The 12,867-nt window shown below is 36.8% G+C and carries 12 protein-coding genes; all 12 read left to right on the top strand.

The window, feature by feature from the left end:
* Positions 1–8 precede the first annotated feature (8 nt).
* The 12 genes from gp17 to J7J49_RS04920 all read left to right on the top strand — a co-directional run bounded on the left by gp17 (position 9) and on the right by J7J49_RS04920 (position 12,764).
* Positions 9–383, top strand: a complete 375-nt coding sequence (gene gp17 / locus J7J49_RS04975; protein WP_285222404.1) for a tail completion protein gp17 — start codon at positions 9–11, stop codon at positions 381–383.
* 130 nt (positions 384–513) lie between these two features.
* Positions 514–987, top strand: coding sequence for a phage tail tube protein (locus J7J49_RS04970; RefSeq protein ID WP_215090689.1), 474 nt, complete (start codon positions 514–516; stop codon positions 985–987).
* Positions 988–1,134: 147 nt separating this feature from the next.
* Positions 1,135–1,509: a hypothetical protein gene (locus J7J49_RS04965; RefSeq protein ID WP_215090686.1), complete on the top strand. Its 375-nt coding sequence runs from the start codon at positions 1,135–1,137 to the stop codon at positions 1,507–1,509.
* A gap of 74 nt (positions 1,510–1,583) precedes the next feature.
* Positions 1,584–1,829 (top strand): hypothetical protein, encoded by a 246-nt coding sequence (locus tag J7J49_RS04960; protein WP_215090685.1) that lies wholly within the window; start codon positions 1,584–1,586, stop codon positions 1,827–1,829.
* A gap of 158 nt (positions 1,830–1,987) precedes the next feature.
* Positions 1,988–4,543, top strand: a complete 2,556-nt coding sequence (locus J7J49_RS04955) for a coiled-coil domain-containing protein (RefSeq protein WP_215090683.1) — start codon at positions 1,988–1,990, stop codon at positions 4,541–4,543.
* A gap of 106 nt (positions 4,544–4,649) precedes the next feature.
* Positions 4,650–4,997 (top strand): phage tail protein, encoded by a 348-nt coding sequence (locus J7J49_RS04950; RefSeq protein WP_215090681.1) that lies wholly within the window; start codon positions 4,650–4,652, stop codon positions 4,995–4,997.
* Positions 4,994–5,692: a phage minor tail protein L gene (locus J7J49_RS04945; protein ID WP_215090679.1), complete on the top strand. Its 699-nt coding sequence runs from the start codon at positions 4,994–4,996 to the stop codon at positions 5,690–5,692. Before J7J49_RS04950 ends, J7J49_RS04945 begins: the two co-directional genes overlap by 4 nt.
* Before the next feature lies 1 nt (position 5,693).
* On the top strand, positions 5,694–6,419 hold the full coding sequence (locus J7J49_RS04940) for an NlpC/P60 family protein (protein WP_215090677.1): 726 nt from the start codon (positions 5,694–5,696) through the stop codon (positions 6,417–6,419).
* A gap of 110 nt (positions 6,420–6,529) precedes the next feature.
* Positions 6,530–7,114 (top strand): tail assembly protein, encoded by a 585-nt coding sequence (locus tag J7J49_RS04935; protein ID WP_215090675.1) that lies wholly within the window; start codon positions 6,530–6,532, stop codon positions 7,112–7,114.
* Between the two features lie 69 nt (positions 7,115–7,183).
* Positions 7,184–11,980 carry a TipJ family phage tail tip protein gene (gene gpJ, locus J7J49_RS04930; protein WP_215090673.1) on the top strand — a complete coding sequence of 1,599 codons (4,797 nt, stop codon included), beginning with the start codon at positions 7,184–7,186 and terminating at the stop codon, positions 11,978–11,980.
* A gap of 26 nt (positions 11,981–12,006) precedes the next feature.
* The gene (locus J7J49_RS04925) at positions 12,007–12,399 is read left to right on the top strand and encodes a hypothetical protein (protein WP_215090671.1); all 393 of its coding nucleotides are present in this window, start codon (positions 12,007–12,009) and stop codon (positions 12,397–12,399) included.
* Entirely contained in the window at positions 12,399–12,764 is a 366-nt protein-coding gene (locus J7J49_RS04920) for a hypothetical protein (protein WP_215090669.1), read from the top strand. The genes J7J49_RS04925 and J7J49_RS04920 overlap by 1 nt, the downstream gene beginning before the upstream one ends.
* Positions 12,765–12,867: the final 103 nt, after the last annotated feature.

Below are 12,867 nucleotides of genomic sequence, written 5' to 3'. Positions count from 1 at the left end.
ACAATAAAATGATTACAGATTTTTACTATATATGCAGTCAATCAAATGAAATACAATTGTTGTTAAATGATTCAAATAACGACTTAAAAATATTTCCAATTTTAGCACCACAAAATACAGAATACCCATACATCAAATATCAAACTATTTCTGTTACTACTTACTCACTTATCAATGCTGATGATGTTGCAGATCAAGTAAGAGTACAAGTTGATATATTTGCAAAGAAACATTCTGATGTTACATCTATTGCAAAACAATTAAGAAAGACATTTAAAGATATTGCTAAAGTGGAATTTCGATTAGAAGATTTTGATAACACAGCGCTAGTTTATCGCTATGCCATTGAAATCCATTTTATTCAAGCTGTGGATTTTACATAAATAGCAATTTAAAAACTATAAATACATTTAGCTATTAATTGTTAACTACAAGAAATACGTTTTAATAGTGAATCGATTTACTAAAAAGAAAATAATAACAATTATAAAATAATAATAAGGAAAGAAAAGAATGGCAAATTATTTACGTACCACCGGTACAACTCTACATGTTCATGATGTAGATGCAGATGAAATTCATAACGTGAAATCTAGTGCAATAAGTGGGGTGGGTGGTTCTCGCGCAACTAGTAATATTCAAAACCTACAAGATGAATCAGTAACTGTAATCCCTGGCGCCATCACGCCTACAGCCGCATCATTTACAATTTATTTAGATACTGGTTCTGTTGAACAAAAAGCACTTTATCAACTTTATAAAACTGCAAAAGTTGTTGATTTTTATGTTGGTTTGACTGATGACCCAGATTTAGAAAATGTTCCCACCTTAGCGGGTAGTGTGCTTACATTACCTGAATCTCGTTCATTCGCTAAGTTCAGCGGTTTCATCACTGACTTTCCACTTGAGTTTGCTGTTGATAGCGTAGTTGAATGTAGCATCACTGTACAAATGGAAAGCGCTTACGAATTCATTTATAAAACCTAAGCGATAATAAAAGCAACAATTAGTTGATCATATAGAAAGCCCCTTAAGGGGCTTTCTTTTTGCAATGAATAAAATATTAATTTCTCAAAAAGTATAAATAACTTTGAAAGCAATAAGCAATAACAAAAATAATTTGGAGAAATTAATATGATGAACTTATCCGCACTTTTTAACAACAAAGATTCTTACGAAAAAACTATAGTAAAAATTCGTGATGATGAATATGAGCTATTTGTAAAACGCAAACTTACAGTTTCGGATAATGAATTTATCAATGATAGCTTACCTAAACATTTAGAAACTAATGACCCATCTTACATTATAGCAATGTTAGTAAACATGATTCATCGATCAGTTAAAGTAAAAAGCGATACAGACGACTTAGTAACTATTGATGTTACTGTAATTCGTGATGCATTTTCTATAGATGAACTAGCAGCAATCGTTGATGCAATTCATGAAATTCAAGGCAATAAAGTTGTAGATCAAGATGAAGAAGAGAAAGACTTGAAAAAAAAGTAAGTAATGAACAAATATGGCACGAATTAGTTTTAAATGGAATCGGTGGTAATACGATAGAAGATGCAAAAGCAAATATGTCATTACGTGAATTTCATCAGTGGTGTGTGTATAGAAATGAATTCGGGCCACTGGATACATCATCTAAGATTTGTGAATACATAAAACATTTAACATTTGCAACAGTAAAAATTGCAGGTGATAAGAAACTAACAATTGAAGATTTAGAATTATTCATCAAAAGAACAAAAGATGATGAACGTCCAGCGACTGAAGAAGAGATTATTGAAATGATGAAAATGCTAAATAATGATATCAAGTGATTATTGAAATAAGTGAATAGACTTTTAAGTGAATAGAAAAAGCCCCGCTGAGGGGCTTTTTCATGTGTGTAGTTTGAAATATTTAAATTGATAAATAGGAATTTCATTCGATAAATACAATAAGAATTAATAAAAATAATAATAATGGAATTCACTTAATGTCAATGAAAAGTTTAGGCACACTAACAGTCGATTTAGTTGCAAATGATTCGCAATGGACGGCGGGAATGGATCGCGCTGAACGTTCTACAAAAAGATTTGAAGAAGAAACAAAGAGACAAAATAAAGAGTTAGAACGTGTAATTACAAAAATAGACCCAGTGGTCGGTAAATTAAAAGAATTAGAAAGGCAACAAGAAGTACTTAATAAAGCGCAAGCAAACGGCACAATCGATCAACAACAGTACGACGATTTAACAAAGAAATTAGAACAACAAAGAAAATCGATTCAAGGTTTGAATGATGATTATGATGACGCAGCGGAAAGAGGTGAGGGATTATCTCAATCATTAAAAACAGTTCAAAAGTGGGCTGTTGTTGTTGCTGCATCTATCGCAGCGGCAGCAGTTGGTATTGTTGCATTCACAGATCGTGCAGCAGAAAGCGCAAGAGAACTTAGAAATCAAGCGGCGGTTGCTAATGCGACAGTAGAAGAATTTCAAAAAATTGCTTATGCAAGTCGTGATGTCGGTATAGAACAAGACAAACTAGCTGACATTCTTAAAGATGTGAATGATCGCGTAGGGGATTTTGTTGCAACTGGCGGCGGCCCAATGGCGGACTTCTTTGAAAATATAGCGCCTAAAATTGGTGTTACTGCTGATGAGTTTCAGCGCCTCTCAGGCCCTGACGCCTTACAGCTTTACTATGACAGTTTAGAAAAAGCTAACTTATCGCAAGAAGATATGACGTTTTATCTTGAAGCAATGGCAAGTGATACAACGGCTTTAATACCGCTTTTAAAAAATGGCGGTGAACGTATCAAAGAAATGGGTGATGAAGCTGAAAATCTAGGTGTTGTACTGTCAGCGCTTGATGTAGCAAAGCTTTCAGCAGTAGCAATAGAACTTGATAAAGCACGCGCAATTGCTGGCAGCGTGGGCAATGCATTTGCACTTGAACTAGCACCGATTGTTGTAGCTCTTAGCGGGAATTTGATGGATGTAGTTCATAATGTCGGTGATATACAAGATGCTGTTCGCTCAACTGTTGACACATCAATTAAATTTCTAGGCACATTCTTAGATGCGTTCTGGGATATAGATACAAGCATACAAACAGCGGGCGTTAGTACACGTGAATTTGCAATTAGTGTTGCAAGATCGATGGCATCAGCAACTGTAGCAATTATAGAAGGGCCAGTTAATGCGTTAAATTTTCTAATTGAGAAAATGAATCAAGTTCCGGGCATTGATATTGATTTTGCAGAGCAACCCGATTTTGCATATGTGATGCGAGATCAATTGCAAATTTTAGAAGATTCACTTAAATCCGCTCGCAATGAATTAGAAGAATTATCAACAGCAGCACCGCCTTCCGAGCGACTTGATGAATACATTGCAAAAGCACGTGAAGTTGCTAATGCTATTAAAGTTGAGCCTACCACTGCCAGGGGTAGTGGTAATCGTGGGTTGAACAAGAAGGATCAAGAGGCAGCAGCTAAAGCGGCTGAGGCGGCAGCTAAGGCGGCAGCAAAAGCAGCTAAAGAATCATCGAAAGAGCTACTTGATGCACAGAAAAAGATTGATGATTTTAATAATTCAATTCAATCATTAACAGATCGACTAGATCCGCTTAGCAAGAAATTTAGAGATTTGAAATCAGATGAAATGCTGCTACAAACAGCAATGATGCAGAATAAAATATCAATTGAAAAATATTTTGATTTACTAGCACGTCTTAAGAAAGAGCAAGCAGAGGCGGTGAAAGGTACTGATGCACCGACATTATCTATATCTGCTGAATTCGGTGGTGTTAGTTCTGACGTTTCAAATATTTTGAAATATGAAGAAGATTTAAACAAATGGCGTACTGATGAGCTAAATGCACTTGAAGATATGAATGATGCAAAGCTGTTGTCAGATGTTGATTATTTTGAAAGAAAAGCAGCGCTAGAACAAGAGTATTCAGATAGAACTAATGATGTAGCTGTAGCAAGTAAAAATGCTCAATTGAGCGTTATGAGTAATCTAGCAGACAGCACAGCAGGTATCTTATCAACGCTGGGACATGAATCAAGTGCTGCTTATAAAGCGATGTTCTTGATCAGCAAAGCGGCATCAATGGCGCAAGCAATAGTGAATACAGAGCAAGCCGCAACGCTAGCATTAGCACAAGGTGGCGGGATCGCTGGTATTCCAATGTCTACGATTGTACGCGCTAGTGGGTATGCATCAGTAGCAGCAATTGGCGCTACTACAATAATGGGGATGGCTCATGATGGTATCGATTCAATACCAAGGGAAGGAACATGGTTACTACAAAAAGGTGAACGTGTAACAACTGCTAACACATCAGCAAAATTAGATAAGACATTAGATAATATTCAAAATAATAATACGAATAATTCATCGATTGTCTTTGCACCGAACATCACTGTTGGTGCGGGTAGTAGTGTTACACGTGCTGAGTTAGAAGCAGTAATGAAAAACGAACAAGCGCGTTTCAAATCAATGTTAATTCAAGAAAAATTGAACGGCGGTATCTTAGCTTAATCATCTTAGTTCAATCATTTTAACATTGTCGAAAAAGCCCCTTAAGGGGCTTTTCTATGTTTACTAATAAGATAAATAACAATAAGAATAAAGGAATAATAATAATATGTATGAAACATTTCCGATTTTAAGTCGTGCTGATGTCGATGTGGGTGCGCAATTACAATTTAATTTCAATACTAATATCGTAAATTTTGGTGATGGATATGAGCAACGTTCTGAAAATGGAATTAATTCGGTACGTGAAACAATTGATGTAACGTTAAGCTTACTAACAGATGCAGATATGTTGTTGGTATTAAATTTCATAAAAGAACACAGTAACGCTAAGCCGTTTTATTTTACTTTCTATATCAACGAAACAAAATTATATACGTGTGAATCATTCTCAAAAACTGTTGTTGAAAAAGGCAGAAACACAATTGCTATGCAATTAAGAGAGTGTTTCGCATGAGTGAATTAATTGCAACTGAATCACAAAAACTATATCACGACACTTTGATAACACTATACGAAATAGATGCAACCTTCTACGGCGGCGGTGTATTGCGCTTTCAAAGTAGTAGCAATGAAACTTTAATGTTTAATGGTTATGAATATTTTCCATATCCAATAACAGCATCAGGGTTTGAATATACGGGCAGGGGGCAAGCACCACAACCAACTTTAACAGCATCCGTACTTGATTTAGCATTCACTGCGCAACTATTAAGCGCTAATAACTTAGAAAATTGTGATGTTAGACGTATCAAGACATATAGAAAATTTTTAGATGATGGCTCAGATCCACAACCCACTGCCACTTTAGTTGTTGATGAATTCTACATTGCACGTATGTCAGCTAAAACAAAAGAATCTGTAACATTTACACTAGCTAGCAAAATCGATATGAGGGGTAAGCAAATCCCTGGCAGACAAATAATAAAAGGTACGTGTATGTTTTCTTATCGAGTTTGGAATGCTGAGACAAATCAATTCAATTACGTGAATGCTACATGCCCGTATAGTGGTTCTAACTATTTTGATAGGAATGGCACAGCAACAACAGCAGATAAAGACGCATGCTCAAAAGATTTGAAGGGCTGCAAGCTAAGATATGGTGATAGTCCTCTGCCTTTCGGTGGCTTTCCCGGCGCAGGTAGATTCTAATATGTTAACAAATGAACAAACACAATACGTTCAAGATGAGTCGATTAAAGCATATCCCAATGAAATTATTTTCTTGTTAACTGAAGATAAGGAACTATATAAAGTTACTAATATTGCTGATGACACGACTAAAGAGTTTCGTGTTTCATCAAGTGATATGCAACAAGCATTGTCTGAAAATCTGTTAGCTGTAATACATAGTCATCCCGATTTTGAAGCATGCCCCAGTGAAGCGGATATGCATTCTCAAATGTCTGTTGATGTAACTTATGGTATATGTGCAACAGATGGTTTTAATGCATCGAATATTAATTATTGGGGTGGTGGTATTGAGAAAGCGCCATTAATCGGACGTGGTTTTATTCATGGAATTCAAGATTGTTATTCATTGATAAAAGACTATTACGCATCAGAACTTAATATTGAATTAAATGAGTTCCCGCGTTCGTGGGAATGGTGGAATAATGGACAAGATTTATATTCATCGAATGTACTTGATGAAGGTTTTATAAGAGTTGAAGAGCCACAAGTTGGCGATATGATATTCATGCAAATCCGTTCTGATGTGCCAAATCATGGTGCTATCTATGTCGGCAATGATCTAATCTTACATCACATAACAAGTTCTAAAGCTGTTGACTCTACACGCATATCAACGCAAGAACCTATTTTTAGATATAGGAATTTCATCACACATTTTTATAGACATAAATCAATGTTCAAATAATACATTTCATTCATTGAAAACATTTACAGAAAAGCCCCTAAAGGGGCTTTTCTTATGTTCGCTCTATAATAAATTCCTAAATACTAACAATAAGAGGGAATGTTATAAATATGATAAATGTTAAATTATATGGAAAGCTTAAAAAGAAATTTGGTGAATCTTACGAATTGAATGCAACTGATGCACGTGAATGCATACGCGCTTTATCAGTTCAATTAGAAAATTTTAATGATGAAATGTTTAAGTCAGATGTACGCCTTGTCTGGGGTGATTTAAAAAGTAATCGTGAACTAGATGAAGAATCACTATCACTGAATATTGAAAATAAAGAACTGCATATCATCCCTAGCGCGTCAGGTGCGGGCGGTAACACAGGCAAAATCATAGCTGGGGCTGCGTTAATCGGTGCGTCTTTCTTTGTGCCTGGGGCGGGCATTGCAGGCATATCAGCGCTATCAGCAACAACAGTCGCAGTAGTGGGTACATCGTTAATGCTGACAGGTGTAGCGCAATCACTAGCACCTCAATCGAACTCTGATTATGAATCCCAGCAAAAACCTGATCAAAGAGCAAGTTATCTATTTGATGGCCCCGTAAATCGGGCAGGGGAAGGTATAGCAATTCCTTTAATTATAGGTGAGGTAAAGACAGGATCGATTGTTGTATCAAGCGGTTTGGATTCAGAACAGCTTTAATATTTCATATAACTAATTTAAAGAACACAAACAATTATAAAGAATAATAAAAATGGAACACGTGAAACAATGAATGTTGATAACAAAAACAATATAGAAATTAAAGGTGCTGGTGGTGGTGGTAAAGGCGGTGGTGGTAGTGCACGTATAGCACAAGAAGACCCAAACAATTTACAGTCTAATGCAGTCGCACGGATTATTGATTTAATTGGCGAGGGCGAAATCTATGGCTTAGTTGATGGCTTAAAGTCTGTCTTTATCGATAACACACCTCTTCAGAATGATGATGATAGTTACAATTTTTCAGGTGTTGAAATAGATGAGCGCATTGGTTTAACAGTTCAAAATCATGTAGGTGGATTTGACGGGATTGAGGCCACTACAGATGTATCAACTGAAATAACAACTGCTGATCCTGTAATTAGAACCATTTCTAATTTAAGTGCTGATGCTGTTCGTATGACTTTACAAATTCCAGCGTTGTCTAAACAGAACGCTGAAAATGGTGACTTGAATGAAAGTGAAGTATCAGTTGCTATCGATGTGCGTGAAAATGGTGGCAATTGGAATCAGGTAAAACAAGACACAATAAGCGGTAAAACAACTAGTCATTATCAACGTTCATATCGAATCGATCTTAATGGCGTTGGGCCGTGGGATATTCGCTTTCGTCGTATTACTGATGATAGTGATTCTAGTCTTATTAACGACAAGACTTACTTTGCAAGTTATACAACAATAATTGATTCTAAACTTACATATCCTGACACAGCATATATAGCATTTAAAGTTGATGCTAAGCAATTTGGTAACTCAATTCCTGAGAGGGCTTATCATGTTCGCGGATTAATTGTAAATGTTCCTGATAATTATAATCCTGAAACACGTACATATAGCGGCTTGTGGGGTGGTAACTTTAAGCGTGTATGGACTAATAACCCCGCTTGGATTTTCTACGATTTAGCTACTAATACGCGCTATGGCGCTGGGCTTAAAGATGTTGATAAGTGGTCATTGTATCAGATAGGTCGTTATTGTGATGAATACGTAGATGATGGGTATGGCTCTACAGAACCACGTTTTACTATCAATACTGTTCTTAATACACGTGACGATGTTTACAACGTCTTAAATTCTTTATCATCCGCGTTTATGGGGATGACTTATTATGGCGCAGGCACAATCACTGCTGTTCAAGATGCTCCCAAAAATTCATCGCGGGTATTCACTGATGCAAATGTAATAAATGGAGAATTTAAACGTTCTGATTCTGATATACGTACAAGGCACACTCGCTGTGCAGTTAGTTGGAATGATCCATCTAATAATTATAAATTAACAACCGAAGTAGTTGAAGATAGTGATGCACTACAAAAATATGGAATTCAAACAAAAGAAATTACAGCTTTCGGTTGTACATCACGCGGGCAAGCTAGACGTTTAGGTCTATGGACTCTATATACAGAACAGTTAGAAACTGAAACTGTTGAATTCTCAGTTGGTGTTGCTGATGCTGATGTGCGCCCCGGTGACGTAATTAGTATTAATGATAGTAGTCATGTCGGATATCGCTTGGGTGGTCGTTTAAAGTCTAACAATACAGCAAACACATTATATCTAGATAAAGCACCTGAAAATTTCACGGGTAACAATAAAACTATCAGTATTCAAATGCCAGATGGTTCTTTAGTTCATAAAGCCGTTTCTAATATTTCAAATAATGTTGTTACGCTTTCACAATCTCTGAATGAAGCACCTTTAGATAATGCTGCATTTGCTCTATCAAGTTCTGATATTGCATTGCAAGAATTTAGAGTGTTAGCAGTAACAGATAACAATGATAATACGTTTACAATTTCGTGCTTAGAACACAACAAGAATAAGTACGCTAGGGTAGAGCAAGGCTTAATAATTCCTGATAGTCCGACAACTTTGCTACCAAGCGGGCGCTTATCACCACCTCTTAATATCAACGTCCGTACTTACAAATATCTTGAAGGTGGTACAGAACACCAGGGCGCTTTAGTCGGTTGGACACCTTCTGACGATCCTAGAACTAAATCATATATTGCAGAGATTTTAAGGCCGACATCCACCACTTTTGAAACAATTGCTAATACATCAAAAACATCAGTAGACGTTCAGCGAATCACCAACGGTGAATATACTTTCCGCGTTGCAGCGGTCGATTCAATCGGTAATCGTAGTGCATGGACCACTAGAACAGTATCACTTGATTCTTTGTTATTGCCAGTGATGCCCGACGATGTGCAAGTTGAAAGAGGTAATTTTAATATTACATTGATACCTATTTCCGCCACTCATCCCGGCCAGCTATATGAATTCTATCGTTCTGATGTTGCGTTACAAACAGAATATATTTTATCGAATGCTGTAAATCTAGGCAGATCAACAACACTTGCTGATAATAATCTAGAACGTGATACCACATATTTTTATTATATCAGGGGCTGGAATGCTTATGGCGTTTCTGACTTCTATCCATTGCAAGTAACAACTGATAATAACATTTCAGAATACATTGAAATGCTAACAGGTGAAATTCGTGAGTCACATCTATATCAAACATTAAATGCTGAAATTGAAAAAATAAGTGGCCCTGAATCACTAGTTGGTTCTGTAAATTATAAAGTTGCAGAAGAGGCACAAGATCGAGCGCAAGCAATACTTGCAGCAAGTGATAGTTTATCAGCACTAATAAGTAATGAAGCTACGATTCGTGAAAGTGAAGATGATGCATTAGCACAACAACAAACTGTTATCATTTCTCAAATTGATGATGCTACTTCTAGCATTGTTAATTTAGAACAAACAGTTGTTAGTAATAATTCAGCGCAAACGACTAGAACTAATACTTTACAATCAACTGTTAATTCTAATCATGCATTCGCTGTTAATAAAACAAATGCAATTGTAACTGATGTCGATGCATTAACAACACGTGTCGATACTTTATCAGCGAGCATTGATGATGATATAACAGCACTAATTCAAACTGAAGAAGATGCACGTGTTGATGCAGATAATGCATTAGCATTACAAATAACATCAGTACAATCACAATTTTATTCAAGCTTAGCAAGTGTTAGTACATCCATGGATGCGAAAGTTCAGATTGTAGATAATAAAGTTACTGCTAATTCAAATGCTATTACTACAGCACAGACGCAGTGGAATAATGCATTAACAACAGCACAAAACCAACTAAACACAAGTATTTCAAATTTAAATGGTAGTGTGCAAGCGAATGCATCAGCAGTTCAAAATGTTCAAGCGGATTTAGGGGCTGGTTTAACTGCTGTTAAAGTTGAAGCAATAGCAAGAACTGGTGGGCTAGTTACAAACGGCGACTTTAATACTGGCGATTTTACCGGATGGCGTTCGATTTGGTCAGGAATTTCGATAGGTCAACGAAATGGTAATTCGGGAACTAATGCTATTAAGACAGCACCGACCAAATATTTTGCATCATTTGCGGGAAATGGCTGGGATGCAATACGTTATATGCGGGGCGATATATTTCCAGCGGTAGCGGGTGAATCTTATAGTTTTAAATATGATTATGCGGGTGGCGGCAGCGGCGTTAATATTAATATTCAAATGTATGTTGTATGGTTGTTAGAAGGCGGGGGCACAATCACAGAACGAGTTCATCAAGCAACAGTAACATCAACCAACTGGGTTAACAGCGGCGTTTCAAGTGCAACAGCACCGCCTGGGGCTATAGAAGCATACATGTGGCCCCGACGCTTAACAAACGGCAGCGGTACTTTATTTTTAGCTAATATTATTGCATCACGTACTGACATTGTTGCTGGAAGTTCGTGGACTGCGCAAGTTCAAACAAATGGGCTAGTAGGGGGGTTCGGTGTTTATAATGATGGCAATACTATAGATGCAGGTTTCAATGTTGATAAATTCTATATTGGTCGTGACCTTAACAACAAAGTAGCGCCGTTTATTGTTACTAATAATAAAGTAATTATTGATGATGCAATTATCGATAAGCTTTTATTTACTAAATTACGCTCAAGCGATGGTTCATTAGTTTTTGCAGGTGGTAAATTAAATGCTAATTACATCAACGTAAATTCTCTAGTAGTAAATCAGGGCCAGTCAAATAATTATATTGCAGGACAACAAGGTTGGCGCTTGGGCTTAAATGGTGGTGAGATTAATTTCCCTATTAGTTTCGGGAATGTTTCAGGTGCAGGTGATTTAGCAAGTAAAAATGGTATAACGTATGAAGAGCTAATGGGTGGCACTGCCCCTATCGTGCTAGAGCGTGCAAACTTATCTCATGCCCGAGTGACCAACTGGACAAGACCTAACACAACTTTAATATACGGAAATAAAATTTGGACAGGTGACGCATATGTCGATACATTACAAATTAAGGGTAATGCTGTTGTAATCCCAATGGCGGTTGTAACAGCGGGAACTATTGGAACACCAACTGGCGGGGGGTGGTTAAATGTACAATCTATGATATTACCAACTATTGATTCAAACGGAAAGTTTTATGTTACGTTTGGATTTTTATATAGACATCAGTTCGCGTTTGGTACTACACCGCCTGGGGATATCAGTTGTCAAGTGCGATTGCTTACAAGTACAACAGAATTATTTTCGCCGACTTATTTTGATATTGGTACGACTGATAGTTTCAATGGTGCGTTTACTAGTAAGCGGGATACATGCGGTTCATTTTCGGCATCAATTCAATTACCGTCATCTTATAGTGGTAAAGCAATATTTTTACAAATTAGAAGAGTCAATGGTGATCAATTTGGCGGGCATTCAGTAAACAGCAGGTATATAAATGTGATGGGCGTTCAACGATAACTATAATAAAAGGAGATAATTAAATAATGAATTACACATACGCAGTTGTGCAAGATAAAGAAATTATGCAGATGATGACTACGCCGTATTTATATGTTGAGTGTATTGATACTGTTAGTGATATCACGCATTACTATAATACTGATTCTCAAGAGATTGAGCATAAAATGGATTTACAATATGACATTCAAATTAATGGATTAGAAGTTACAATAACTGGATTGCCGACTGATTTAAATGTTTACACTAATAACATGCATACTCAAACAGATAATGAAGATTTGATTATCGAATATGATATACCAGGGCTTTATAAAATTGAAATTTCTGGACGTGCTGAATATTTAGAAACAACAATTGATGTAGAAGTATCAGAACCAGAACCAGTGGTTGAACCCCCAGTGGAAGGGGGCGAATAATGGCACGGCTTAACGCGCATACTTATCAAAATCGGGATGATGCTGAAAAGCGATATCTTCAAAAGATCGATGATGCAGCAGCAGACGCACGCAAAATTGATGCTACTCAAGCTGACTTATACCGCCAAAAATTGATAGAAGCCAAAGGCGGCGGTGGGGCACTGCTACAAGCGGAAGCTGATGTACTTGATATAGACATTGCGACACTGTGCGAAAACGTCATACAGCGGCATTCTGAACGTTGTGCACATACGCATGAGATAGAGATCGAACGCATCAAAGCGAAAGCTGACATTCGTGTTGCACAAAACGCATCACTCATGCATGCAATTTACGAAAATTTCAAAGCAGCAATTTTGCTATAATCGAAATGGTCACCCTACCATTTTGAAAAAGCCCCTCAGTGGGGCTTTTTCTATGGTTATCAAAATGGGGTACAAAAAGGGGTATAAAATCCTTACTTATCAA

The sequence above is a fragment of the Halomonas sp. ISL-56 genome (assembly GCF_018612805.1).
Taxonomy (GTDB): domain Bacteria; phylum Pseudomonadota; class Gammaproteobacteria; order Pseudomonadales; family Halomonadaceae; genus Vreelandella.
This window is presented reverse-complemented; position numbering and strand designations above follow the sequence as displayed.

Coding starts and splice junctions, on each gene's coding strand:
- J7J49_RS04970 (WP_215090689.1), top strand. CDS start 514: ATGGCAAATTATTTACGTACCACCGGTACAACTCTACATGTTCATGAT.
- J7J49_RS04955 (WP_215090683.1), top strand. CDS start 1,988: ATGTCAATGAAAAGTTTAGGCACACTAACAGTCGATTTAGTTGCAAAT.
- J7J49_RS04940 (WP_215090677.1), top strand. CDS start 5,694: ATGTTAACAAATGAACAAACACAATACGTTCAAGATGAGTCGATTAAA.
- J7J49_RS04935 (WP_215090675.1), top strand. CDS start 6,530: ATGATAAATGTTAAATTATATGGAAAGCTTAAAAAGAAATTTGGTGAA.
- J7J49_RS04945 (WP_215090679.1), top strand. CDS start 4,994: ATGAGTGAATTAATTGCAACTGAATCACAAAAACTATATCACGACACT.
- J7J49_RS04950 (WP_215090681.1), top strand. CDS start 4,650: ATGTATGAAACATTTCCGATTTTAAGTCGTGCTGATGTCGATGTGGGT.
- J7J49_RS04925 (WP_215090671.1), top strand. CDS start 12,007: ATGAATTACACATACGCAGTTGTGCAAGATAAAGAAATTATGCAGATG.
- J7J49_RS04920 (WP_215090669.1), top strand. CDS start 12,399: ATGGCACGGCTTAACGCGCATACTTATCAAAATCGGGATGATGCTGAA.
- J7J49_RS04965 (WP_215090686.1), top strand. CDS start 1,135: ATGATGAACTTATCCGCACTTTTTAACAACAAAGATTCTTACGAAAAA.
- gpJ (WP_215090673.1), top strand. CDS start 7,184: ATGAATGTTGATAACAAAAACAATATAGAAATTAAAGGTGCTGGTGGT.
- J7J49_RS04960 (WP_215090685.1), top strand. CDS start 1,584: ATGTCATTACGTGAATTTCATCAGTGGTGTGTGTATAGAAATGAATTC.
- gp17 (WP_285222404.1), top strand. CDS start 9: ATGATTACAGATTTTTACTATATATGCAGTCAATCAAATGAAATACAA.